Origin of the sequence: Butyrivibrio sp. VCB2001, assembly GCF_000423965.1 — a bacterium.
Classification (GTDB): domain Bacteria; phylum Bacillota; class Clostridia; order Lachnospirales; family Lachnospiraceae; genus Butyrivibrio.
The window spans coordinates 64240-88575 of the sequence record NZ_AUIZ01000014.1; the positions used below are offsets into that span (position 1 = coordinate 64240).

General features: G+C 39.9%; 27 protein-coding genes. 1 reads left to right on the forward strand and 26 read right to left on the reverse strand.

Annotated elements, in window-relative coordinates; genetic code table 11:
* Positions 1-27: 27 nt before the first annotated feature.
* The gene (locus G589_RS0112575; RefSeq protein ID WP_026522390.1) at positions 28-2394 is read right to left on the reverse strand and encodes an EAL domain-containing protein; all 2367 of its coding nucleotides are present in this window, start codon (positions 2392-2394) and stop codon (positions 28-30) included.
* Between the two features lie 219 nt (positions 2395-2613).
* Between G589_RS0112575 and G589_RS0112580 the strand changes: the two genes are divergently transcribed.
* Entirely contained in the window at positions 2614-3816 is a 1203-nt protein-coding gene (locus tag G589_RS0112580) for an endo-1,4-beta-xylanase (protein WP_026522391.1), read from the forward strand.
* Between the two features lie 27 nt (positions 3817-3843).
* On the opposite strand, the gene G589_RS0112585 is transcribed toward G589_RS0112580, so the two are convergent.
* The 25 genes from G589_RS0112585 to ftsH all read right to left on the reverse strand — a co-directional run bounded on the left by G589_RS0112585 (position 3844) and on the right by ftsH (position 24297).
* Positions 3844-5277, reverse strand: coding sequence for a hypothetical protein (locus G589_RS0112585; protein WP_026522392.1), 1434 nt, complete (start codon positions 5275-5277; stop codon positions 3844-3846).
* A 33-nt stretch (positions 5278-5310) separates the two neighbouring features.
* On the reverse strand, positions 5311-6303 hold the full coding sequence (locus G589_RS0112590; RefSeq protein ID WP_026522393.1) for a leucine-rich repeat domain-containing protein: 993 nt from the start codon (positions 6301-6303) through the stop codon (positions 5311-5313).
* Positions 6304-6483: 180 nt separating this feature from the next.
* Positions 6484-6897, reverse strand: coding sequence for a hypothetical protein (locus G589_RS0112595; protein WP_026522394.1), 414 nt, complete (start codon positions 6895-6897; stop codon positions 6484-6486).
* Between the two features lie 95 nt (positions 6898-6992).
* Positions 6993-7694 (reverse strand): hypothetical protein, encoded by a 702-nt coding sequence (locus G589_RS0112600; RefSeq protein WP_026522395.1) that lies wholly within the window; start codon positions 7692-7694, stop codon positions 6993-6995.
* Between the two features lie 22 nt (positions 7695-7716).
* A complete protein-coding gene (locus G589_RS0112605; protein WP_026522396.1) occupies positions 7717-8214 on the reverse strand; it encodes an ankyrin repeat domain-containing protein in 498 nt (165 codons plus the stop codon).
* A 15-nt stretch (positions 8215-8229) separates the two neighbouring features.
* Complete coding sequence (locus G589_RS19910) at positions 8230-8619, reverse strand: AHH domain-containing protein (RefSeq protein ID WP_051192370.1); 390 nt, start codon at positions 8617-8619, stop codon at positions 8230-8232.
* Positions 8616-8750: a GAD-like domain-containing protein gene (locus G589_RS21940; RefSeq protein ID WP_155832542.1), complete on the reverse strand. Its 135-nt coding sequence runs from the start codon at positions 8748-8750 to the stop codon at positions 8616-8618. Before G589_RS21940 ends, G589_RS19910 begins: the two co-directional genes overlap by 4 nt.
* Before the next feature lie 126 nt (positions 8751-8876).
* Positions 8877-9371: a hypothetical protein gene (locus G589_RS0112620; RefSeq protein WP_026522397.1), complete on the reverse strand. Its 495-nt coding sequence runs from the start codon at positions 9369-9371 to the stop codon at positions 8877-8879.
* Between the two features lie 496 nt (positions 9372-9867).
* Positions 9868-10317: a hypothetical protein gene (locus G589_RS0112630; protein WP_155832543.1), complete on the reverse strand. Its 450-nt coding sequence runs from the start codon at positions 10315-10317 to the stop codon at positions 9868-9870.
* Positions 10318-10430: 113 nt separating this feature from the next.
* Complete coding sequence (locus tag G589_RS0112635; protein WP_026522400.1) at positions 10431-11720, reverse strand: ATP-binding protein; 1290 nt, start codon at positions 11718-11720, stop codon at positions 10431-10433.
* A gap of 273 nt (positions 11721-11993) precedes the next feature.
* Positions 11994-12407, reverse strand: coding sequence for a hypothetical protein (locus tag G589_RS0112640; RefSeq protein WP_026522401.1), 414 nt, complete (start codon positions 12405-12407; stop codon positions 11994-11996).
* Positions 12408-12435: 28 nt separating this feature from the next.
* Positions 12436-12897 (reverse strand): hypothetical protein, encoded by a 462-nt coding sequence (locus G589_RS0112645; RefSeq protein WP_026522402.1) that lies wholly within the window; start codon positions 12895-12897, stop codon positions 12436-12438.
* Between the two features lie 71 nt (positions 12898-12968).
* Entirely contained in the window at positions 12969-13862 is an 894-nt protein-coding gene (locus G589_RS0112650) for a DUF4299 family protein (protein ID WP_026522403.1), read from the reverse strand.
* Between the two features lie 31 nt (positions 13863-13893).
* The gene (locus G589_RS22340; RefSeq protein ID WP_022770798.1) at positions 13894-14016 is read right to left on the reverse strand and encodes a hypothetical protein; all 123 of its coding nucleotides are present in this window, start codon (positions 14014-14016) and stop codon (positions 13894-13896) included.
* An 18-nt stretch (positions 14017-14034) separates the two neighbouring features.
* Complete coding sequence (locus tag G589_RS0112660) at positions 14035-14409, reverse strand: hypothetical protein (protein ID WP_026522404.1); 375 nt, start codon at positions 14407-14409, stop codon at positions 14035-14037.
* 27 nt (positions 14410-14436) lie between these two features.
* Positions 14437-15207 carry an alpha/beta hydrolase family protein gene (locus tag G589_RS0112665; RefSeq protein ID WP_242826449.1) on the reverse strand — a complete coding sequence of 257 codons (771 nt, stop codon included), beginning with the start codon at positions 15205-15207 and terminating at the stop codon, positions 14437-14439.
* Positions 15208-15338: 131 nt separating this feature from the next.
* Entirely contained in the window at positions 15339-15797 is a 459-nt protein-coding gene (locus G589_RS0112670) for a hypothetical protein (RefSeq protein WP_155832544.1), read from the reverse strand.
* 32 nt (positions 15798-15829) lie between these two features.
* Complete coding sequence (locus G589_RS0112675) at positions 15830-16645, reverse strand: GAD-like domain-containing protein (RefSeq protein WP_026522407.1); 816 nt, start codon at positions 16643-16645, stop codon at positions 15830-15832.
* The gene (locus G589_RS0112680; RefSeq protein WP_155828928.1) at positions 16639-17253 is read right to left on the reverse strand and encodes an SMI1/KNR4 family protein; all 615 of its coding nucleotides are present in this window, start codon (positions 17251-17253) and stop codon (positions 16639-16641) included. Before G589_RS0112680 ends, G589_RS0112675 begins: the two co-directional genes overlap by 7 nt.
* A 1-nt stretch (position 17254) precedes the next feature.
* On the reverse strand, positions 17255-18475 hold the full coding sequence (locus tag G589_RS0112685; protein ID WP_026522408.1) for a PoNe immunity protein domain-containing protein: 1221 nt from the start codon (positions 18473-18475) through the stop codon (positions 17255-17257).
* A gap of 11 nt (positions 18476-18486) precedes the next feature.
* Positions 18487-19218, reverse strand: a complete 732-nt coding sequence (locus G589_RS0112690) for a hypothetical protein (protein WP_051192371.1) — start codon at positions 19216-19218, stop codon at positions 18487-18489.
* A gap of 225 nt (positions 19219-19443) precedes the next feature.
* The gene (locus tag G589_RS19915; RefSeq protein ID WP_051192372.1) at positions 19444-20448 is read right to left on the reverse strand and encodes a PoNe immunity protein domain-containing protein; all 1005 of its coding nucleotides are present in this window, start codon (positions 20446-20448) and stop codon (positions 19444-19446) included.
* A 135-nt stretch (positions 20449-20583) separates the two neighbouring features.
* On the reverse strand, positions 20584-21081 hold the full coding sequence (locus G589_RS0112700) for an ankyrin repeat domain-containing protein (RefSeq protein ID WP_026522410.1): 498 nt from the start codon (positions 21079-21081) through the stop codon (positions 20584-20586).
* 16 nt (positions 21082-21097) lie between these two features.
* Complete coding sequence (locus tag G589_RS0112705; RefSeq protein ID WP_155832545.1) at positions 21098-21952, reverse strand: hypothetical protein; 855 nt, start codon at positions 21950-21952, stop codon at positions 21098-21100.
* A gap of 116 nt (positions 21953-22068) precedes the next feature.
* Positions 22069-24297 (reverse strand): ATP-dependent zinc metalloprotease FtsH, encoded by a 2229-nt coding sequence (gene ftsH, locus G589_RS19920; protein ID WP_081669042.1) that lies wholly within the window; start codon positions 24295-24297, stop codon positions 22069-22071.
* Positions 24298-24336: the final 39 nt, after the last annotated feature.

The following is a 24336-nucleotide window of genomic DNA, read 5'->3' on the forward strand; positions in this document are numbered from 1 at the left end:
CGCGGTGTACAGTGCACCGCGCATTATTTATTTATCCAGTATTTTCTCGAATTCCTTCTCGGGCATCGGCTTGTAGAAATAATAGCCCTGAATAAAATCACAGTCATAGTCCCTTAGGAACTTCAGCTGCTCTTCAGTTTCAACGCCCTCGGCCGTAACCTTGGCGCCTATCATGTGGGCGAGTCCTATGGTTGTAATGATAATGGACTCCGCCTTATCGTTGATTCCAATCTTACGGATAAATCCCAGATCCAGCTTAATGATGTCAAAGCTGAAGTTCTCCAGCATTGAGAGAGAACTCATTCCGCTTCCGTAGTCATCAAGAAGGATCTTTATGCCCTGCTTCTGCATCTTGTTAAGATAGTCCATTGCCTTTGCTTCAAGATCCGCATAAGCCGATTCCGTAACCTCGAACCTTACCATGGTAGGGTCGAGCTCCATGGCATTTATCCTGTCAAAGATACTCTCGATAAAAGCGGTATCGTAGAAATCCACTCTTGAGAGATTCATGGCGCAGGGGACAATCCTTTGCTTGTTGCCCGTGCGTCTTGCTATGAACTCCATGCCCCGTTTAATAATAAAGTTATCCAGAGACGGGATCTTACCCTCGGCTTCAATGACAGGAATGAAATCGCCGGGAGAAACCATACCCATATCTTTGTGCCGCCATCTGATAAGCATCTCGGCACTGACAATCTCGCCGGTCTTGGCATCAACTATAGGCTGGTAATACGGCTCGAATTCGTTTTCATCAAGCGCTCTCTCAAAATCCGCCAGAAGGAATCGCTGCTTAACATAGTTCTCCTTCATAACGTCATCATAGTAAGCGTAAAGAGGATTTCCTTTTCCTGTCTTAATATTCTTCTCGGCAAGCTTGGCCCCTGCAAGGAGCTGTCCTATCTCAGCACCGGAATGTTTTATGGAATAGATTCCACATCTTATCTCATAGTTGAATTCCTTGTTTTCAACTTTGAAGGTCTGGCTGCACACTGCCTTAAGCCTCTTGTCTTTTAAGTTTTCATCAGCAGTTATCAGCGCAAAGTGATCACTTTCAAGACGCCCCAAAAGCACAGGCTTTAAGTACTTCCTCAGCGCATCCCTGGTCTGGAAGATGACCATATCTCCGCTGTTGTCGCCAAAGAGCTCGTTTACCGCCTTAAAGCCCTTAACATTGGTATAGACAAGGGAGTAATCTCCCTGATCGGAAAACTCGGATATAAAGAGCCTTGCCCTGTCCATAAATCCTGATCTTGTATATTCTTCTGTCAAAAGGTCATGATCCAATGTAGTCGTAATATCAAAGTACACAAACAGCAGCCAGTCGGGATATCCGGGAACCTTTCTCACCCTGATATTCTTGGCCCTTCTTCCCCTTGGGGACTCAACATTTATGGTTCTGACAAAATTGCCCTTCTCTTCAATCTCGCGGAAGATCTCTTTTAACTTCATTCCCTTAAGGAAGTTTTCACGTTCTTCCTCGACAACCTTCTGTGAGAGTTTGAAACAAACATCACTGTATTTGAGCTTGGTACTCTCAAATACTTCCCATAGCGTCTCGCACAGATAATAAACCTCGCAGTTCTCGTTCTTCATGTTTACTGTTACAACCATGTCGAAACCGTCTGCAAGAATAGCCTTTATAACAGGCTGCTCGTAAATGCCCATGTAAGGAATGACAGGCCCTTCTTTAAGCGTGCTTCTGACGCCGTCCTCTATAACTTCACCGGTACCTTTAAATCTTGTTCTGCCATTTTTCACCTTGAAATAACTTCCGTCGGTGATCATATAGAATCTGCTTCCAAAACTGTCAGGCAGCACAATATCATTGATGACATCCATGCCATCAATCTTCATGGTTTTTATGTAATCTGCGTGGGGTATTATCTCAATATTGGTAAGATCAAGTCCGTCTGAAAAGTGGACAAAGTTAGGATCCGCAGCTTCTCCCTCAAGCTCCGGCAAAAGATATACATTATAAGCCGCATTCATGGATCCCGAGCTAAGTCCTATAATAACGCCCTCGTAATCAAGGAGCGCCTGCTTAAGCCTGATTCTCTTCATGTATGCAAGCTGCGTAGGCACATGACCACCTGCCAGATATATTACGTTTGACCACGCAATAATATCCGACAGAGCATCGCCTGACTGTTCTCCCAGTATTTTTACTTCGCTTACCGGAAGCTCTTTAAACTCAAACGCATTGAGCAGTTGCTGCTTCTGGTGCTCATTCTCGGATACTGCCTTAGGGTCGCAGGGAATATAAAGGAGCCTTGCAGACTCCGGCCACTCACTCCTCATATCCTCAAAAAGGCCATAGCAGTCCTGTGGTGGAATCTTCTCTACAGATCCCATCTCCTGATAAGGAATGAAACTGCCGGTTAGATAAAGAACCATTTGCTCTTTCTCCTTTTAACCCAAGGCCATTTGCATATCGTATATAAATCTATTGTATCACGTTTTTGCATTCCCTGCCGAATATCAACGCACTATTTTTCAAATGATTTCCGCATATATTGATTAGTCTATGCACAATATTTAAGGAGACTCTATTTTTTTCATCACATATAATAAGCAAAATACTGAAAACAATTCTCGCAGTAGCAGGAGGTTACCATGAATATTTCACATAGAAAAGTAAACAAAGTTCTTGTTCTTACAGATAAAAACGGCGCACCGATTGCCAATAAGGAGGTACATATCCGGCAGACTAATCACAGCTTTTTATTCGGCTGCGGAGCCTTTGATTTTATCCCACACGTCATGAACGGTGATGACAGGACAAAAGAGATAACGGAGAGCTGGCTCGATATCTTTAATTACGGAACGCTTCCCTTTTACTGGGGTAATTACGAACCCGAGGAAGGTAAGCCAAATAAAGAAGTGCTCATGAATACTGCAAAATACCTTCAGGGTAAAAACGTCAAGGTCAAGGGCCACCCACTCTGTTGGCACACTGTATGCGCCGACTGGCTCATGAAATATGACAACGAGACCATACTTAAAAAGCAGCTTGAGAGAATCGAGCGTGAAGTCGTAGGTTTTAAGGGCGTTATTGACATGTGGGATGTCATCAACGAAGTTGTTATCATGCCCATTTTTGATAAGTACGACAACGCCATTACAAGAATCTGCAAGGAGAAGGGTCGAGTAGGACTTATCCGCGAAGTCTTTGAAAAGGCTCACGAGTGTAATCCCGAGGCGACTCTGCTCCTTAACGACTTCAACACATCCGTAGGCTACGAGATCCTCATTGACGGATGTCTCAATGCAGGTGTACCGATTAGCGCCATAGGAATCCAGTCCCACCAGCATCAGGGCTACTGGGGAAAAGAGAAACTGGAAGAAGTTCTGGATCGTTTCTCATCTTTTGGTCTTCCTATCCACTTCACGGAGAACACACTGATCTCAGGCGAGATCATGCCCGCACACATCGTTGATCTCAACGACTGGCAGGTAGATGAATGGCCAAGCACTCCGGAGGGCGAAGAGCGACAGGCAAGAGAAATCGAGGAAATGTACCGAATTCTCTTTTCACATCCTCTTGTTGAGGCTATTACAACCTGGGATTTCAAGGACGGCGCATGGCTCAATGCACCAAGTGGGTTCCTCAGAAAAGACCTCTCGAAGAAGCCATCTTATGAGATGCTTAAAAAACTCGTGAAAAACGAGTGGTGGACTGACACCACAGTAAAGACTGATGAAAACGGCCGTATAGACTTCTCAGGATTTATGGGTGAATACAAACTGACCGCCGGCGATATGTGCGCAGATGCGACACTCGCAGACGATCAGGAGATGGTTATCAAACTGGGATGATAGCACTAATTTATAGCTCTTCCATTATCAAGTTGTTGTTATAGAAAAGATGATTGTGTTCCCGTCTATCCATGCTGCACCGCCATAGTATCCAGGAATAATATCCTTACAAAAATCATATGAATATTTCCAGTTGCCCTCAGGCTTTTCAATACTCTCGAATGTAACATCGGGATCAACTTCTTTCCATTCATAAGATGAAGCATATTTCTCAGCAGCTTCATCGGACAGAATAATATATCCCTGGTACATGTAGTCTGTAGGTCCGGGGACTCTGTCATCTCCACTGCCTAATTTGATCTGCTCCCACTGAGTTTCAAGTGCTCCTTCTAATGAAGGAAACATCTTTGCTATTGCGTCCATGTTATTGCTTGGATTCTTTATTGCTTCTTCATTTTGGGTTTTATCTTGTATTGTTGTTATTAGGGTCCCTTCAAACTTATCAAATACAAACAATTTCATTCCAATCCAGCGGAATGCTAATTGTGCTTTGCGTTTAGCTGAAATCTTTCCTATTTCTTCCTCTTTGCCGGAATCAAGATTTCTTTCATAAACCGAGCCATTCCTATAAAGATATACCTTTTTATCAGTGTAACCAATGATTCGTTCACCGCTTGTTTCGAAGAGAACTTTACTCTTACCGCTTGTCACATCCAATGAGAACAGTAACTCTTTGCTGACATCTTCAATAGACAGTCCTCCAAGTCCAACTTCCATTAATCTGTGATTATTTTTATATACAGGAACTGCTGCAACACCATAAATTAATCCGGCATTATCTGTAATGTTTCCCCACTGGACGTATTTAAACTTTTCTCCGGAAATGCATTCAATCGGCAACTCTTTATCATCCACCTTATAGGTGAAGCTGTCTTCTCCAAAGACCTTTTTGAGTGTGACCACTGTACCATCCTGCATTGTATAGTACATACTTGAAACCGCGCCATATGCAGCGTTTAGCATGTTCTCCTCTACAGCATCAATTTCAGTCTTTGTAATTTCACAAGTATTCGGATCAAAAATATATTTGTCGGTATAGTTATCTGATACAATCACACTACCGTTTACATTTTCTATCAACATCTCATGTTCTGAATCAAATACCTGTCTTGTTTCTTCATCACCATTAAGATACATCAATGAATATTCGGGCACTTTCTCAGATCGTGTGAGCGCAAAAAGAATACCGTCCCCACACTCTACAGCATCATATATGTAACGATCATTTTCCGGCTGATAAACAACCGTGTCTGACGCAGTATTCACTTCCATCTTCACAATGGCTCCATATTTAAATTCATCTGCATTTTTTACAATTCTGTAAAACGATGAAGTCGCCAGATCATTGGGGCCTGTAGCCAACACTGATACTGTCCGATCTGAATCTGCGGATTCTGTGCAGCCTACAAGAAGCAATATAGTAGAAAACAGGGCTATTAAATTAATTAGTTTTCTGTTCATTGTGCATCCTTCCTCATTTCCATGACCTAATTTCTACTGCCCTTCTGCAGGTGGAACTATCTCATCTACGATTGTGTAATCAATATTGTATTCTTTGGCAAACTCCTCAGCATAGCTACCTTTAGTTGTAACGATTGATGCATTGCTAAATGTAGGCTGTGTCCCATCATCATAATGTCCATGTCCTATTGTTTTTACGCTATCTGGTATATAAACCGTGCCATGATTATAAAACCAAAAAGAAAAATCAGTTATTATTTCTACTGTAGATGGAATATATATCTGGACATCATCACACCCTTCTCCACAGTCATCAAAAGCTCCGCTAATAGATGTAACTCCATCCGGAATAATTATTATTTCTTTGTTGCCATAATATGCCTGCAAACTACCATCGGGATATATTGCAAACTCTCCCATTTCCTTCTCAAATGGATTAGCCCTGAACACGCTATACCCTAGCTTTACATTTGTCAAATCCGCCTTCAGTTCTTTTATTGAATTGAATCTAAATGCTTCATCTCCAATTTCTATTACACTACTGGGCAACTCCAAGTATTGCAGACTACAATTGGCAAAAGCGTCACTCCCAATCGTTTCCAAATCTCCAAAATAGGGAATATCCCTCAACATATCATCTCCTAGAAATGCACCATCTTCTATGATCGTCACATTCTCTCCACCAGTAACTTCTTTCAATAAATCAAACCCCCAAAAAGAAGCAACTCCTATTTTCTGAACTGTATTGGGTATGTGTACAGACTCTACTACAAGATGTCCTTTTCCTGCCAAGATTCCAACATTCCCTGTTTCAGTTACAGGTCTAAACATGCATCTGTTGGGTATTATGACATTTTTCTTTGAATAATCTACTGCTACTGCATATGTACCATGAACTTTAAAATACACTCCGGCAAACGGATTATATATTTTAATTGTCGTAATGAATGGGAGCAATAAGAATATCACAAATAATGTAATCACTATCAGTGGAATATATTTAAGTTTCTTTTTTATTGCTTGCATTAGTTGACCTCCATATTATTTAGTCCCAACTGTGATTAAAGCTATAATGTATATCATCCAGCCACTTTCCTGAAATACTGTGGATTATCCCATTTACAGAATATCTGCCAAATGTAAGCTCCGGATTGTACACCAGATACAAAATGGCAAATATAGAAATGCAAATCAAAACTCCTGATATCACATTATGCTCCTTTCAAGTTTTGATAGTAAGCCATCTGTAACAAAGTACACATTCTCTGCTTCCTCTTCAAGTGCATCATCTTTGCATTCCATAAGAAGTTTATCACCTTCGCGCACCCATTCGTTACCTTCGACGTGCATTCTATAAATCATGTCCTCTTCAGTAAGCCAGATTCCTTTTTCGTCAATTTTAGTTACTTCACATATATGAACTTTCGGCTTATTATCAGCTGTTCCCTTGTTGATAATAATTCTTTCATCAATAATCTCACCATGCTGATTCTGTAATGTCCTGGCGTATCCTGCATGAGAAATTGTAATCGCAAATAAAAATACCATAAGAATAAATATCTTTTTATTATTCGTTTTCATATACCTCATTTCCATCCAGTGTGAATGCATTTTCTTCACTTGTCCTACCTCTTCTTTAATAACAGTTCATCAACCCAAAATGTTGCAAATTTTAAAAAAGAGCATCTCCAATTGAGGAAATGCTCATTTTCTTATCATTCAACGGTATAATCCACACCTTTGAATAGCTGGGGATTCGGATCATCAACAAAGTTTATGTCGTTAACATATATCTCAACTGTTTCGTTTGTCCTTCTCAGTTCAACGTGAGACGTCTTTGTTTCATACACTATTCTTCCGTTAATCTGCTCAATAGGATCTCCATATAACTGCGCTGCAGCCTTATTCATAGGATTCAGCAGTTTCATCTGCTCATCTTTTGACTTCTCGCGAATGATTATATTAGCATCAGAGAAGCCAAAATCGCGTACATCAATAGAAAGCATCGTGTCATAATCGAAGATAGGATAGTAATAACCAACCTGCGAATCGCCCCTTGTTGCATCAGGCTCTTTTCCCATGGCCTTTTTAACATCATCCATACTATCTCCCCACTTGGAACCAAGGAAATCGTATTTCTTGCCATTTGCAGGAACTAAAGTATCAAGCACCTGAACCCATTCATCGACTTCGTACTTTGGAGCCGCTTCGGTCTGCTCCTGTTCTGCATTGTCTGTCGCAGTAGTCTCTGTCTGTGTAGTCTCTGCTACTACTTCCTGTTGTGGTTGTTCAACATTCTCTTCAACCTGAGCGGTTGTTGCTTCAATTTCCTCTAATCTTTCGGAAGCGCATGCAACGCTCATTATCATGGTCAAAATCAGCAGCGGAAACACTGCCACCCTTTTTAGTTTTGTCATCGTCTTATACTCCTTCAATTGCTCACATCTGGCTTTTCAGATACTCAACGATTTCTGAACGGCCATATTGTCTTGCATATTCACACGCATCACACTTATCAATACTTCCTACAGCATAGGAAGCACGATAATCTATGCCATTCTCGACCAAAAACTTAACCACATCCAGATGGCCGTTATACACTGCTGCGAAAAGAGGATTTCTTTCAGCTGTACTGATATCGGGTACCGCACCATTTTCCATCAAGAGTTTTAAAACGTCTAAATACCCTTTAAAGGATGTGATATTGATCGGCCCCCCTTCAACAACACCACAGCTCTTGTTCACATCAATTCCACGGCCAATCAGATATCTTACAATATCAAGTTGCCCAAATTCTGCAGCCACCTCAAGCCAGGTTCCAAAGGCTGTTTCGGCATTCAGTAATTCCTGATTGTCTTTTAATGCGTCTTTTAACGACTCTAGATCTCCTTGTTTAATTATCTGTCGTATCCTTTGTTTGTCCTCTTTACTAATCACATTAGCCTCCTATTGCTACTTTGTCCTTAAACTAGCATAGTTTCCCATTAGTTGCAAAACTTCAACAATCTCCTCATATGTTCCACCATCATCTCGCACCTTCCTCAAAGAATTTACAACTTTTTCTAATGCAGGATAAGCATGCTGACCTACTACACGGTTTGGCGCCCATACCAAATTCTCATGTCCAATAACAGGATCTAAACCATATTCTCTGAGGATGGCCTGTCCCTCTTCAACAAGTGCCTGCTGAGCTTCTCCATTACCATTCTTAAACAGGATATGATGGGCATGTGGATCATACATTCCCTCAGGAGCATCCCCAGCAAATGTCCTTAAATAGTCACCAAAATCAATGTTCTTCATTTCAGCTTCATATTCTGCTGATAATCCCAGTTCATTCATCTTAAGCCATTCATAAAACTTCCAAAGCCCTGCTCTTTCCAGATGGTGATCAGGTCTGTTGGTAAAGAGCTTTCGTATTTTGTTATTATCTCTACTGTTATGTCACTGATCTTTTCGTAGTTTTCCAACATTGCCACAAATTCCTAATTGTTCCTCATACATATCGGTTGTGTATTAAGATCATTGTTCGTACATGAAATCTCTAGTATAACTGCATTATTTTCTTCAATGTAATCTTCTAGAATAAAATTAGTAAACTATAAATAATCTTCTCTATGCAATTTGATAGCATTGATAAATTCCTCCCGTGATACTTCACGTGTTTCACAGACTGGATATTCTAACTCCTTGCCACTTTTTTTGTAATATGTGTATTTCAAATAAACTCTTACACATTCATCTACAGTTACTATTTTTAAACTAACATCCCTTCCATTTGTATACCATCCAGCATTCCTTACCGCTCCGAATGCACTGAGCACTATTTCATTAGTCTCCAGTGGCTCTTTCCTAGGATTGTCAAAACACGCTTCCCATAATTGCTGTTCAGGAAGAAACAAATCATTGTATTCAACCACAAACTTTAAATCATACCATTCGTTTATATCAGTATTATCAATTCTCCGATAGTAACATGAATAATGTCTTTTGAACTGTATATCAGTCTTCTCTAGGCAATGCGTAACTATTGACTTACCTTCGGTAGTATCACTAAGCCTATATATTTTTCCATTTACATTGACGTAAGACATCTCTGCTCCTTTTTAATTCTCTTCTAAGCCAAAACAAACCTTTTGGTGCTCGGCTCAAAATATGCAAACAGTGTCTCTTCATTTTGTATGCTAATAACAAAAATAGCGCCTTCTCTAATCTCTGCATCTTCGTACCAATACTCTGGAATCAAATAATATGGACTGGAAGCAAAGCCTGTAGTCCTTGGCGGAATATCACTGTTAGTTGGTATATAATCCGAAACAAATCTCATCCATAATAGTTCATTGGTAACAGACATTCTTTTTCCAAGAATGACTTTAATTCATCAATTTTCATGAACACTCACCTGCCTCTTTCCTCTTCAAGCCCTCTAGTTTCATTCATTTATTGCCATATTTAACCATTCATCTACTACATCCCAAAATCCGACGTTTTTTGCTGATTCTCCATCTTTAAAATACAAATACGCATTATTTGAATTATTATCTATTGCCACATAATCACCCATTCCATTGGAAAAATAACCTAAATAGCTTAATAGTTTACGCCTTCTTGATATCTGGACCACGCTATTTTCATTTGCGTCCAATCCATTTTTGTAACCGTATCTTCACCATTTTCCACATTATGCATTATCATCTCGAACTCATCAAAGCTTTCATTAGTAATTTGTGCTGTCCATAACGGACGATCTACTTCATGAAAACCATGCTCTTTTGCATATGTAGCATTACCAGTGAGTACTACCACATCGTTGCCTCTGACATCACTTACAAAAAAATCTAAACCATTTGAAAATGCCCGAAACGCAACTGTAAAACAACCATTTGTGTCTTTTAAGTTAACAGTTTTCTCGTAACAAATAATGCCGTCTCGACCGATGTCTGTTTTTCGGAATCCATCTACTGGAGTATAACGCCATATATCTGCTTTTTTTCCTCTTTTTTCGATATTGAATATTTCACCTTTATACTCTGTAAGCATTACTTTCCACCGTTGCTTTTTCAAATACATGTTCACTCATTTTAGTCGCCGCCTATTGCAATAACTATAATGATTCATCTCCTTTTATGGAACCCAATCGTTATTTGTAAAGACTAATACTCCAGGCTATCCTCATTTAACAAAAAATCAAATAAGCTCATTATTGTGATACCCTGTTCATTTCTCCAAATCTTTGTATTACCAGATACAACGATTATCTTCTTGAAAGAATCAGATATCTTTACAAGCGAAGCCTGCTCCTGATCCATCTTTTCTTTGTCTGGTAAAGCGAACGCAGCCTGTATATAATACCGTTTGCTTCCCTGGTTGGCCACAAAATCTACTTCTAATTGTTTTTTGGTTCTTTTTCCGTCCTCATTGGCTCTGATTTCCACAACACCGACATCAACATTATATCCACGATAGATAAGCTCATTGTAGATTATGTTTTCCATGATATGCGTCTCTTCATACTGTCTGAAATTCAGAAAGGCATTTCTTAATCCTATATCGGTGTAGTAATACTTAGATGGCGTACTAATATACTTTCTTCCTTTAATATCATAGCGTTCTGCTTTTTGGACTATAAAGCTCTCTTGGAGATACTTTAAGTAATTAGCTATAGTAGGCATGGAAATTCCCTTTCGCCCACTGCTGGTAAAGGTATCAGAAACTTTCTGCGGATTAGTAAGGGAGCCAATAGCGGAAGCTAGCAATTTCATCAGTTCTTCCATTCCACTTCCTTCATGGATATCATATCTTTCGCAAATATCACGTAAATATATTTCTCTATTTAATCGTTCCAGATAAGCCGCCTTGGATTGATCATCAGGCTCGACCAGCACGTGAGGGAGTCCACCATAATACGTATACTCCTGCCAGGCATCAAACTTGTCTTTTCCAGAAGCTGGCAGATATTCAGAAAAGGATAACGGGGCAATATGGATTTCATCTCCCCTTCCGCGGAACTCAGTCATTATATCTGACGAAAGAAATTTCGAGTTGCTTCCGGTAACGTAAACATCTACATTTTTCTTTCTGAGAAGTCCATTCAATACTCCATATAGTCTTATAGGTACATCAGGATTCTTCATTTCCTCTTTTGTTATTGCATACTGAGCTTCATCTATAAAAACATAATAGTTCTGATTACTGTCAACCAGTCTGTTCTTTATATAATCATTCAGCTTATGTGGATCGCGTAATTCAGAATATTCTTCATCATCCAATGGAACGGCGATAATATTTTCCTTTGATACGCCCTGCTCAAGAAGATAATTGTAGAATATCTCGAACAACAGATAAGACTTTCCACATCTCCTTATTCCAGTAATGACCTTAATCAGACCATTATTCATATGACTGATAAGTTTGTCCAAATATCGCTCTCTATCAATTACCATAAAGCATACCTCAATTTAGATTTTGGGTATATGTACCCTTTATCTAAAGTATAACGCCGGATGGCTCTGTTTTCAATTATCATTTTAGAATTTGGGTACATTTACCTTTTTTCTAAAATTGTATTTTTCGAAAACCATTATAAATGTCACTACAGGTGAATTTCCTATATTTGGATTTCTCATAAAAAAGCAGTTACAGAATACTCCATAACTGCTCTTTGTGACCTGTGTCATTCAACGGTATAGTTCACACCTTTAAATGCTTCCCTTGCCTCAGATATTGCTTATCACCTTTATATGCTTACGAAGCTCTGTGCAGATTCCATCAGGGTCTTCATACGCATATAGCGCATACTTATGTTCTTTGCCATCATACGTATAAAAACTTAGGATTCTGTTATTTACCACGTAACACTCTTTTACATCCTTAAATCTGATTGTGGATTTAAAAAAGAGAACCTTGCTGATCATCTCTGAATCTGATATCTGAATTGTCATGTGTTGAACAGCAAAAAAGAATATAAGGCAAAAGAAAGAGATCAGTATTATAAACACAGGTCCCGCAATCACAGGCTCCGGATAGGTATCTACCAGTATATAAATGGCTATTAAGATCATCAAAAGACATGATACATATTCAACTATATATATACCTCTCCTTCGTGTTTTAAAACTCTTCAATTCCATATAGCTTCTCCTATTCAGCCCTTTTCATTTATTGCTCTTTCTCTTTGAAGTGTACTTGTAAATGATTCAATAGCCTCTCAAAATTTGTGTTGGCATTAATACCAAATTCCACTTTGGTTTTATTGTCAAAATAAATAACAATGTTTTCGCTAGTTGTGCCGTTTCGTATGTACTGCGTATAACATTTCCATTTGGTAAGCTGGTCCCAAGTATATATGACTTCTTTTCTGAAAAGATGCTTGACCCTGAACTCCTTACGTTCAACGATCATATACATAACTGCTTCATCAAAGGCAGTATAAACACACATAATCATAATAATCATAAGGGCCAGGTATATTACAGATGCAGCCATCTTAGCTAAAGCCCCGGAAAAGTATTCATACATATCCCGGAAGAGAATTACCATAGCAACAACTACTGCTGCGCAGATAATTCCCCTCAAACAACTTATAATTTTATTTAGTTTATTCAATTCCACTTTAATCATAAATATATGCCCTTTTTCTCATACACATATTTGCTCAACTATAACACATTCTGTCAAACAAAATTGTTGCATTAATCCATCTCGCATGTTTTTGCAATTTCTAAAATCTGTTCCTTGGTATACTCAGGCAGCAGAATGTGATTTGCATCATACTTGGTTGCACCGTGCTCCATGACATATTTAATGAACTTATCATAATCGTAAATGCCGTCGAGAGTTCTTTTCTCCGAGAAGATAAAGAAACTGATCATACCCTTATCAGCCTTGAATGGCTGAGTGGGATTGTTGGCATCTATGAAACAATTGAAGTCCGTCGGGAATATGGACGTACACTCTTCTGTATATGTATAGCCTGCAAGTGTAGAGTTATCAACACTGTTGCGGTAAAAATGTGGCTTTGCGTAATACGCATCAATGTTTTGTTTCTCATGAAGTATTTCTGCGAAACGCTGAGCCTTTCCAGGCTGGCTCATCTCTTCGATCATCTCATCGTCTGCGAAAAACGGCCACTTGGCCAGGGTCAGGATCCATGAACCATACTCTTTACCCTGCTTTGCCCCTTCGATGATCTCTTTTGAAGAGAGCTCCATAAGGTGCGCCGGAATCTCGTCTGCAAAAGCTTCAAATGGTAAAACCTTTCCACTATCTTTGTCCCTTATTTCGCATTTTCCATACTGCCTCTTAATCTCAGCAAGAAGTTTGACGAAATCAGCAATCTCAGATGCTGTTGTTGGTATGTTATGACGTATCTCCACTTCACTTCCATAGTTGCTAAAGCTTATTCCGCGCCCAATATGCTGAGGGTTGTAAAGGATGCATGAGCCGTTCCTATCCTGATCCTCATCCAAAACATAAAAGTCGTTATACACACCATACTTAAACCCGCAGTTCTGGACTATTTCCTGAAGACTTATGGTCTTGTTTCCAAATAATCCTGTCTTTTTGATTCTTAATGTAAAAGCCATTGTTTCCTCCCTTATGTGTGTTTGCTCAGATTTATTTCATCAATTCTGTGTAGTACATGTCATTAGCAGTCAGCTTTTTAATCTTCTTTAGTGTGTCCAGCTCTTCCTCTTTTACTTCATAGAAGCTGTTTTCTTGGTTCTCCGCCAGCACCATTTGTGTCAACGCCTCCAATCAACCATCAATTGAAAAATACTGCAGTTCTTCAAACGCATCATCTATGTCCAATTCGGGATACATTTGTCCAATCATTTTTATAGTCTCGGTATACTTCTGTTTCCCACTACGTGCCATGATTGTGATTATATAATCCAGAACCTCTTCACTAAAGCATTCCTGTTTTTCCAAAATTAAATCGATATCAATCTTACTTGCAATATCACGATGAGAAACTCCCATGTATACTGCGTGAAACATTGACTCTAATACAATGTCATCTGTTTCAGTCAGACTCTCTTTCAAAATATTGTCACATATTTCTATTGCTTCATTGTCAGAGATGGCACCATATTCTAATACATCACCAAGATCATCGTAATTCACATTCATGTTTTAACTCCTTCCTAATTTGGTGTCTCAATTGATATATGGGTTGTGGCATTGTATTAATTCCTCCATGAACTCTTTTACCGCCTCAGTAACAAGTTCCAGATGATAGTCATAGCAATGATTATCTCCAGGAATCGTCACAAACTTGCAGTTCTTGTACTGCTTGGAAAACTTGACGGAAACCTCATACGGTACAGCTTCGTCCTGATCTCCGTGAACAATAAGTACAGGCTTTTGATATTTGTCCACAAAATCTTCAACCCTTATTGTCTGTGCGACTCTGGCGTAATTACCCTTGAGCTTTCTTCCGTCCCAGGCTTCCATTTCATCGGGAATGATCTCTGGATCGAATTTCAAGCCGAGAAGTTCGCCTTTTCTTGCGATTTCCGGAATCATAGCAGCCGGTGACAAAGGCATGATTGCCTTGATGATATCTCTTTCCATGGCTGCTGCAAGCATTATTGATAGACCGCCCTGTGAATGACCTACCATGTAAATGTCCGTAACAAAATCAAGTTTCCTTGCATAGTCAACAACAGCCAGTATATTTGTGAGCCACTTAAAGAGTGTATGATCCTCAAATTTACCATCGCTCTTTCCGTGCCCGTACATGTCTGCTCGAAGAGTCGCCACCCCAATCTCATTAAGAGTCTGTTGAACAGCAACAATATGTCTTTCCTCACTATGACCTGTAAAGCCATGAATTATGATGCCCAAAGGGCACTTTTCAGGGTTCCCCTTGGGCATATCCAAATACGAATTCAGTTTTATTCCATCACAATCAATATACATTCTCATTTACGACAACCCTTCCTTAAAACCGATGTTTATTGTTCCTCTTTAAAAGACTCGATATAGTTTTTCACTGCGGACCAGTTCGTTTTGCAGTTTCATTTTTTTCCTCCGGAACCAACGCTCTTACTTAACACTTAGCAGTTTTCCAGCATATACATATATGCTCCAGCATAATCAACACCAAGCTCATTAACATAATCAGAAGCTTTCTTCTCGTTCACCTTGACCCAGCAGTTAACCGGCAGTTTCTCGTTCATTATTGCAATATACATCTCAATTCTCAGAGCGCTATTGCTTGAAAGCTTATCAAGATTTCTCTCTATCTCTTCATCTGTGCAATGGTACTGCTCTCTGAAGAAATTTGTAAAACCTCTTCTCATAAACTCTTTCTCCGTCCATGGTATTGTTTTCATGTACTTAGAAAGCAGTTCCGACATTGATATTGCCCCTTTAAGAACGCCATCCTTTTCATCTTCGGTAATCTCCAGATCGCATGGAATAGGCATCATTTCTCCTGCCTCAAATCTGATGAAATATTTGGAATAGCGATATAGTAATTCGTACTGCCTATTGTCTTTGAAAATAATCTCCATAGGTCTAGAAACAAGCCCCCCTATCTCGTTCATTATCTTTTTATTCTGCCCAAATCCTCTTCAATCTCATGCTCCAGCATGCCAAAGGCTATATCCTCATCCATGCATCCCATTTCAAAACCGGTTCTTCCTCTGTCTTCAGTATGGTAAATAATCCATTCCTGAATCCTCTCGTCAAAGAACACCCCGTATACAAACTCTGTCTGTCCTCTGTAATCCTCATCGATCGCTATGTTCTGGCAAACTTTTTCTTCATATGATTTCTTCTGTGCAAGAAAATCCTCTCGTGACACGCGCTTAGGCCTGTCCTCATATGCTACCGAATTGTTCTGCTGCAGCAAAAGATCATAATACGCTTTTATTTCTATCTTCTTCAGATGTACGACTCTTCTGTAACCACAGGCTCTTACCAGCGGGTCGTAGTAGTAGCACTGACTGTAATTAAGCTTTCCTCTGATCCTGTCTATTGATCTGAAGGACCTGTAATCCCAAAGTTCAGGATCAAAGTTCTCACTCTTAAGTCCCTCAAGGAATTCACTGATATCAGATGCCATGGGTCTGCGCGTTCCATAACCACACTTAAGCAGTCCCACAGCTCCCAAGCTGTCCAGATAGACAACATCCCCCAATCCGGTAATCATTACAGGAGCCATGATATCCTCTTTTGGAAAAAGAGCTTTCACCTGATTCGAATACTCATCTGGATTTATCACTTTGAAAAAGCCATTCATAAAGCTTCCAAAGCCCTGCTCTTTCCATATGGTGAGAAGCTCTGATGGTAAGGCGCTTTCATATTTTGTTTTTATCTCTTCAGTTATATCGCTGAACTTTACATAGTTTTCTAGCATGATCTCAAATTCCTAACTTCTTCTTGATTCATTCCAAAATATTTATCTATTTCAGCTTGCCACATTTTTCTTAATCCATCTGTAATCTTGTCCGCTTTTCCTTTAGCAATCATCATCTGCTCTCTCTCTTCAATTGAAAGCATTGCTTCTTTTCTAATCCTCTCGCTTTTGCATTTTGAGATGAAAGAAGAGAAATCATCTGCCAAAAGCTCTTTTCTATCGGCATCATGATACATGAGCCAAATAGTTCCGTCCTTATAATTCAAACAAAAATAATCTCCAAACACATTACATGCAATAGGCAATAATCCATTTTCAAAAAGCGTTGTACCCGTTTCACTTTTTACTTGTTCTAATAAATCCCAATTTCTATCAGATACATCAACTCCGAAAAAGCCTCTCACATCACTTCTGTTTTTTCCGTGCCATTCTGTATTAGGAGTCTCGCCCCCATTATATCTTTCAATAAAACTTGCATATTCCTTTGGCAGTTCGATCCCCAACGTTTTTTCTATTCTTTTGATATCAATTTGGTCTATATCAGTTTTGAATTTTGAAATAAGCATGTTCACCTCAATGATATTAGCAATAAAAGTTTTATTTTTGATTTCATAATTCCCTAACTGTAACCTCGTAAATGTTTGACAGCTTGTTTTCTAAAGGAACCCTTGCGTAATACTGCTGGTCATTGTCGAGTTCAAAAGTTACTATTCTGGTAGGGATGTCTTTTCCCCAGTAATTCTTTACAAAATCCTTGTAATCGTTAAAGTCTTCTTTCCAGTCGATCTGAAGGATATAATCTTTTTCTGTTAGGAAGAAGACGATTAGTGTTCCCAGGATTGGGCCTCTGTTTTTTTCCTTTAGGTAATCATCAAGGTCAAAGTATATTTCACCAAGTTCATACTTGTCATAAAACTCTTCGTCTGAAAGCTTACCAAAATCTGCAATAAGTTCATTGACTTTAGCATGGAACTTAGGCGCAATGAATTTCTCAAATTCCGGAGCAAGCGGAATTCCAACAATGTACTCCTCTTCAACCTCTTCCTCAACAACAGGTGTAACAGGTTCGATATTTCCCTGTGCAACTACTCCGCTCTTGTAGTGGGCAAGATCATATGGATAGTTGGGATTATCTTTCAGCTCACTATCATCAATTTCAAAGAGCTTGGCAATGGCTGCTGCTTCATAGGACCAAAGACCATTATATGGTTCCCATGTTTCTGCAGCTTTTGGCCAGCCAAAATCAGCATGCCCCTTAAGGTACTCTTTTATAATGTACTCATTAAGCATGTCTTTCGCTTTATTCTTATCACTCTGAGCCACTTCACATATCTTGCCCGCGATAATATAAGGGTTTTCTCTGAGGTACTTGTCAGACTTAAATTCACGTTTGATTCCGTATGCGTTTAAAAGATAATCGATCAGTATATCGTTGTACTCGTCCTTGTCGAGCTTATCCACCAATACCTGAAGTTTTTCTTTTTCCATTTCCAAAAGAATTGCCTGAGATATCTGTCTTAAAACGCCTATATACCCACTCTGAGTGAACTCATTCTGAACTGTGTATTCGATTATCATACTGACAATGTCTTCATAGGGCATAACTACTTTGTCAGCAGAATATTGAACATCAAAAAGATTCCTCAAATCAACAGGTATATCCATTTTTTCAAGCTTGATTATATCCATGTTTTTATTTGGATAACGCTGAATACCCTGCTTCTCATCTTCAAGCAGTTGATCTATCTTCTCAATTGTGTAATTAATATTCTCTGGCAGAAGCTCTAGTTCTGCTTCCAAAAGTTCTATATCGCAACGTTTATCTCTCATAAACAGCCTCCTTATGGATTGTGCGTTCGATATTCTCCGTTTATATCACATTCGCATACCGGTATTCCTGGTCTGTATTCCCAAATCATTTTGCATAACTCATCAATACCTTCATCAAGCATGTTGAAAACAACAACCTGCTCAAGGCCGTTAATGTTCTGCAATATCTCAAGATCTTTCTTTGAAATATGAGTCCCATAGGATTGATAAATTGAGACAACAGAAGCATTAAAATGAATCCCTTCGTCACACAGCACTTCCGCGTTTTGTAATGTGTCCAGGTCCAAATATTCAAGCCGCTTTGTCTTTTCTCTTTTCAAATCATCACCAAGATCTATCGAATACGAATCAATGCCTTCGTTATAATATGTAAGTAGAACGTTCTTTACTTTGCTATTTCCCTCTACTACTTGAATGCATATCTTCTCATCTCCAAAATAATCTTTGTTGTTATCAACAAAACTATTATGGGCTACTATCAGTGAATTTAACTCGCTATATCCTTCTATGTTCGTACATGAAATCTCTAGTATAACTGCATTATTTTCTTCAATGTAATCTTCTAGCCTAATATTCTTTTTCCCATAAAGATCTATGGCTTCAATCCATTCTTCATATGGAGTATCTGCCATAAGTTTGTCGTCAAAAGGAATCGCACATCCGACAAAAATGAAAGCCACACAAGCAATGCTGGCCAATATTAATAATTTTAGTTTAGATTTCATGACTATCGATGTTATCATAAATTGCAGTTCCCACTTCCCTAACTGTAACCTCGTAAATGTTTGACAGCTTGTTTTCTACAGGAATCCTTGCGTAATATTGCTGATCATTGTCGAGTTCAAAAGTTACTATTCTGGTCGGGATGTCTTTTCCCCAGTAATTCTTTACATAATCCTTGTAATCGTTAAAGTCTTCTTTCCAGTCGATCTGAAGGATATATTCTTTTTCTGTTAAGTAGAAGACGATTAGCGTTCCCAGAATTTGCCCTCTGTTTTTTCTTTTAGATAGTGATCAAGGTCAAAGTATATTTCGCCGAGTTCATACTTGTCATAAAACTCTTCGTCTGAAAGCTGGCCAAAATCTGCAATAAGTTCGTTGACTTTGGCATGAAACTTAGGTGCAATAAACTGCTCAAATTCCGGGGCAAGTGGAATTCCGGCAATGTACTCTTCTTCAACCTCTTCCTCAACAACCGGTGTGACAGGTTCGATATTTCCCTGTGCAACTACTCCGCTCTTGTAATGGGCAAGATCATATGGATAGTTGGGATTATCTTTCAGCTCACTATCGTCAATTTTGAAAAGCTTAGCAATGGCTGCTGCTTCGTAGGACCAAAGGCCATTATATGGTTCCCATGTCTCTGCAGCTTTTGGCCAGCCCAAATCAGCATGTCCCTTAAGATACTCTTTTGTAATGTACTCATTAAGCATGTCTTTCGCTTTATTCTTATCACTCTGAGCCACTTCACATATCTTGCCCGCGATAATATAAGGGTTTTCTCTGAGGTACTTGTCAGACTTAAATTCACGTTTGATTCCGTATGCGTTTAAAAGATAATCGATCAGTATATCGTTGTACTCGTCCTTGTCGAGCTTATCCACCAATACCTGAAGTTTTTCTTTTTCCATTTCCAAAAGAATTGCCTGAGATATCTGTCTTAAAACGTTTATGTACCCACTCTGAGTGAACTCATTCTGAACTGTGTATTCGATTATCATACTGACAATGTCTTCATAAGGCATTACCACCTTGTCAGCTGAGTATTGCGCATCAAAAAGATCCCTTAAATGTACAGGTATACCCCTTTTTTCAAGCTCAATTATATCCATATTTTTCCTTGGATATCGCTGAATCCCATGCTTTTCATCTTCAAGCAACTCATCTATTTCCTTTATAGATTCTTCTACATTTGGCGGAAGATACTTTAACTCTGCCTCGAGTAATTTTATATTGCATCGTTTATTTCTCATTAAAACCTCCTTACGGCCACAAGGTTTTCACTAATCACTGCCTGACTTCTTTCATTGAAGGTAGTACTAAATGCAGGGTATTTCGCCTTCACCTGATCAGAAACTTTAAGGTATGCTGTTTTCTGCTCCTGTTGTTCACATCTTACTCTGCAGATACTCAACAATTTCCTTGCGGCCATATTGTCTGGCATACTCACAGGCATCACATTTATCTATACTTCCAACAGTATAGGATGCTTTATAATCTATGCCATTCTCAACCAAAAACTTAACAACATCTAAATGTCCGTTATATACAGCAGCGAAAAGAGGATTTTTTTCCGCAGTACTTACGTCAGGTACTGCACCATTTTCCATCAAGAGTTTTAAAACGTCTAAATGCCCATAAAAGGATGTGGTATTGATCGGTCCACCTTCAACAATACCACAGCTCTTGTTCACATCAATTCCACGGCCAATCAGATATCTTACAATATCAAGTTGTCCAAATTCTGCAGCCACCTCAAGCCAGGTCCCGAAAGCAGTCTCTGCGTTCAGCAATTCCTGATTGTCTTCCAAAGCATCTTTTAACGACTCTAAATCCCCTTGTTTGATTATCTGTCGTATCCTTTGTTTATCCTCTTTTGTAATCACGTCGGCCTCCTGTTATTTAATATAGGGCTAGGATATCTGATTTAATGCTTCTTTTTTCAATTCGTACTTTATCTATTTTGGCTGTCTCTTCCGGAGACAGATCTTTATATGTACCATCATAAAAATTATGGGTAAAACTTATCGGACAGCTATCATACAAGGATGGATCAGTTTCTTTTTTCATATGATCGTTTATCATTACATTATTCAAATGCTCAGATACAGCAATCACCTCAAAAAGATAACCATAGAGTGATACGTACATAGTGCATTTGTAAATATCATCAAATTCTTCGGCATTTAGTTGTGTCCGATACTTACATCTGCCCTTATAGCGAGTTTTTTTAGATTGTTTACATATTGGCACGTCTGTATGTATAACAACCTGCTTATTTCCTATTAAAGTTACATCATAGCAATTTCCTTCATACAGTCCTTCGTGATAAACGCCCCATCCGGAAAAAGTTGATTCTTTCGAAAATTCTTTTGCGTTATATTCTTCCACTATTACGCCGACGAGTCTTTCTGCTTCCTTCTGTCTCATGTCTTTGACATGATTTATCATGCAGTCAACGGACTCTTTAACTGCATCTTCTGCATCTTGGCTTTGCAGCCTCTTTTCCCCGAACACAGATTGAAGCTTGAAGAAATAGCTGTTATGTATTACCGGCTGTTTTTTCCACTCAACATTTGCGATTAGGTTTTCACCAAGGAAAATGTCAAAGCTTTTCATAAACAGTTCATGCTCATAGTTTGTATCACAGACACTTAAGCATTCATTACACAGGCAGATATATCCGCCTGATGCATCAATACTATATTGGTTATTGCATTTATTACAGGATATCAACATCTCTCTTCTCCAATTCATCATGTCCTCTGAATTTATTAAATTTTTATAAATAAATCGTATTATATTTGATTTATCCGCTTGTTGCAACACATAAAAAAAGGCCATGGAAAAAGTCCATGGCCTAAAATTATGTCTTAGTCTTTCTTGTCAAAGTCCTCAGGAACGCGGGAGAAAAGTCCCTGGTTCTGAGTGGGCTGAGGCACTTCCTGTTCTGAAGGCTCTTCTGCGACAGGGGTATCTGTATCTACTTCGCGGAAGTCCTGGACCTGTGGCTCGGAGGCCGGTGTCTGCTCTGGTTCACTTACTACGGAGTTCTCAACAGGCTGCTCGGGAGCAGGCTCTTCTTTCTTAGGCTTTTTAACAGGAACATCCTCACCAACCTTGGCTGATTCAGCTCTTATGGCGTAGATTCTTCCTTCCTTGGCCTTCTCCTGCTCTTCCTCTGTGGGTTCAGGAATGTTCTCAACCTCGCGGTAGATCTTCATGAACTCCTTACCTGTAATGGTCTCTTTCTCAATAAGGAACTGAGCAATCTTGTCCATTGCATCGAGGTGCTCGCTGATGATCTTCTTAGCCTTGGCGTAGCACTCTGCAAGAAGCTTCTGAACCTCGGCATCAACCTCAGCAGCTGTCTGATCGGAACAGTTAAGAACTCTGTTTCCGTCCAGGTATCTGTTCTGGATTGACTCAAGCTGCATAAGTCCGAACTTGTCGCTCATACCGAACATGGTGATCATGCTGCGCGCCATGCTGGTAGCTTTTTCTATATCGTTCTCAGCACCGGTAGTTACCGTGTTAAAGATAACTTCCTCTGCTGCTCGTCCGCCGAGGCTGACGATGATGTCATCTATGATCTCGTCCTTGGTCTGAAGGAATTTCTCGTCCTCAGGAACCTGCATTACATATCCGAGAGCTCCCATGGTTCTGGGCACAATGGTGATCTTCTGTACGGGTTCTGTGTTCTTTTGAACCGCGCTGATAAGCGCATGTCCAACCTCGTGATAAGATACGATCTTTCGCTCTGCCTTACTGAGGATTCGGTCCTTCTTCTCTTTTCCTACAAGAACCTGCTCAACGGCTTCCATAAGATCCTGCTGGCATACATACTCTCTGTGTGCCTTGACTGCATTGATGGCTGCCTCATTGATCATGTTGGCAAGGTCGGAACCTACTGCTCCGCTGGTTGCAAGTGCGATTGCCTTAAGATCAACGGTCTCATCCATCTTAACATCCTTGGAGTGAACCTTGAGGATCTCCTCACGTCCCTTAAGGTCAGGCTTATCAACGATGATTCGTCTGTCAAAACGTCCCGGACGCAAAAGAGCTTTATCCAGGATCTCAGGTCTGTTGGTAGCGCCAAGGATAAGTACACCCTTTGAAGAATCGAAACCATCCATCTCTGAAAGGAGCTGGTTAAGAGTCTGCTCTCTCTCCTCATTGCCTCCGCCGTACTTGCTGTCACGGCTCCTACCGATGGCATCGATCTCATCTATGAAAATGATACATGGTGCATTCTTACTTGCTTCGCTGAAAAGATCTCTAACCCTGCTGGCACCTACGCCGACATAGAGCTCGATGAAGTCCGAACCTGCCAGTGAGAAGAAAGGTACATGCGCTTCTCCGGCAACAGCCTTGGCAAGAAGTGTCTTACCTGTTCCGGGAGGGCCTACAAGCAGAGCGCCCTTGGGGAGCTTAGCTCCGATCTTGGCGTACTTACTTGGGTTATGGAGGAAATCTACGACTTCCACCAAAGACTCTTTTGCCTCATCCTCACCTGCTACATCCTTGAATGTAACTCCGGTCTCCTTCTGTACATAGACCTTGGCATTGCTCTTACCTACGCTAAGTGGTCCGCCGCCTCTGCCCATTCTCTTGAAGATGATGGAGAGAAGGAGCCACATAAGAAGAATCGGCGCTATATAATAAAGAAGAAACGTAAGTATTGCACCTGAGCTGTCGGGAACTTCGCTTGATACCTCAACTCCCGCATCCAGCATTCTCTGGGTAAGGACGCTGTCCTCTTCTGCCTTACCTGTGTAATAGGTTACTGTGGTATAGCCTGTGAGGGAATAGCCAAAGCCAAGCTGATCTTCTGCCTTGGTTTCCTTGGGATAGATGTTGATGCGATCTTCCTCGATCACGATCTTCTCTATCTCGCCGGCCTCTACCTTCTGAATGAATTCCGAATAGGTAACTTCACTGTTGGTGTTCTCTGAAAATGCTCTGAGAAAGTATGTCATGCAGAACATTGTTACCAATGCTGCTACAAGTAGCAGTATGAGGTTCTGCCTTCTCGGAGAATTGTTACCACCCCCTCCGAGAGGGTTGTTATTTCCATTTCTTTGATTTTGATTATTGTCCATATATTTTCCTACTTCCTTAAATGTCCGTTCATGCTATAA

Bases quoted from the DNA above. Each gene is read 5' to 3' on its own strand.
- G589_RS0112575 (WP_026522390.1), bottom strand. From the start codon at position 2,394: ATGGTTCTTTATCTAACCGGCAGTTTCATTCCTTATCAGGAGATGGGA.
- G589_RS0112580 (WP_026522391.1), top strand. From the start codon at position 2,614: ATGAATATTTCACATAGAAAAGTAAACAAAGTTCTTGTTCTTACAGAT.
- G589_RS0112585 (WP_026522392.1), bottom strand. From the start codon at position 5,277: ATGAACAGAAAACTAATTAATTTAATAGCCCTGTTTTCTACTATATTG.
- G589_RS0112590 (WP_026522393.1), bottom strand. From the start codon at position 6,303: ATGCAAGCAATAAAAAAGAAACTTAAATATATTCCACTGATAGTGATT.
- G589_RS0112600 (WP_026522395.1), bottom strand. From the start codon at position 7,694: ATGACAAAACTAAAAAGGGTGGCAGTGTTTCCGCTGCTGATTTTGACC.
- G589_RS19910 (WP_051192370.1), bottom strand. From the start codon at position 8,619: ATGAATGAACTGGGATTATCAGCAGAATATGAAGCTGAAATGAAGAAC.
- G589_RS21940 (WP_155832542.1), bottom strand. From the start codon at position 8,750: ATGTTGGAAAACTACGAAAAGATCAGTGACATAACAGTAGAGATAATA.
- G589_RS0112620 (WP_026522397.1), bottom strand. From the start codon at position 9,371: ATGTCTTACGTCAATGTAAATGGAAAAATATATAGGCTTAGTGATACT.
- G589_RS0112630 (WP_155832543.1), bottom strand. From the start codon at position 10,317: ATGCTTACAGAGTATAAAGGTGAAATATTCAATATCGAAAAAAGAGGA.
- G589_RS0112635 (WP_026522400.1), bottom strand. From the start codon at position 11,720: ATGGTAATTGATAGAGAGCGATATTTGGACAAACTTATCAGTCATATG.
- G589_RS0112640 (WP_026522401.1), bottom strand. From the start codon at position 12,407: ATGGAATTGAAGAGTTTTAAAACACGAAGGAGAGGTATATATATAGTT.
- G589_RS0112645 (WP_026522402.1), bottom strand. From the start codon at position 12,897: ATGATTAAAGTGGAATTGAATAAACTAAATAAAATTATAAGTTGTTTG.
- G589_RS0112650 (WP_026522403.1), bottom strand. From the start codon at position 13,862: ATGGCTTTTACATTAAGAATCAAAAAGACAGGATTATTTGGAAACAAG.
- G589_RS22340 (WP_022770798.1), bottom strand. From the start codon at position 14,016: ATGGTGCTGGCGGAGAACCAAGAAAACAGCTTCTATGAAGTAAAAGAG.
- G589_RS0112660 (WP_026522404.1), bottom strand. From the start codon at position 14,409: ATGAATGTGAATTACGATGATCTTGGTGATGTATTAGAATATGGTGCC.
- G589_RS0112665 (WP_242826449.1), bottom strand. From the start codon at position 15,207: ATGAGAATGTATATTGATTGTGATGGAATAAAACTGAATTCGTATTTG.
- G589_RS0112670 (WP_155832544.1), bottom strand. From the start codon at position 15,797: ATGGAGATTATTTTCAAAGACAATAGGCAGTACGAATTACTATATCGC.
- G589_RS0112675 (WP_026522407.1), bottom strand. From the start codon at position 16,645: ATGCTAGAAAACTATGTAAAGTTCAGCGATATAACTGAAGAGATAAAA.
- G589_RS0112685 (WP_026522408.1), bottom strand. From the start codon at position 18,475: ATGAGAGATAAACGTTGCGATATAGAACTTTTGGAAGCAGAACTAGAG.
- G589_RS0112690 (WP_051192371.1), bottom strand. From the start codon at position 19,218: ATGATAACATCGATAGTCATGAAATCTAAACTAAAATTATTAATATTG.
- G589_RS19915 (WP_051192372.1), bottom strand. From the start codon at position 20,448: ATGAGAAATAAACGATGCAATATAAAATTACTCGAGGCAGAGTTAAAG.
- G589_RS0112705 (WP_155832545.1), bottom strand. From the start codon at position 21,952: ATGAATTGGAGAAGAGAGATGTTGATATCCTGTAATAAATGCAATAAC.
- ftsH (WP_081669042.1), bottom strand. From the start codon at position 24,297: ATGGACAATAATCAAAATCAAAGAAATGGAAATAACAACCCTCTCGGA.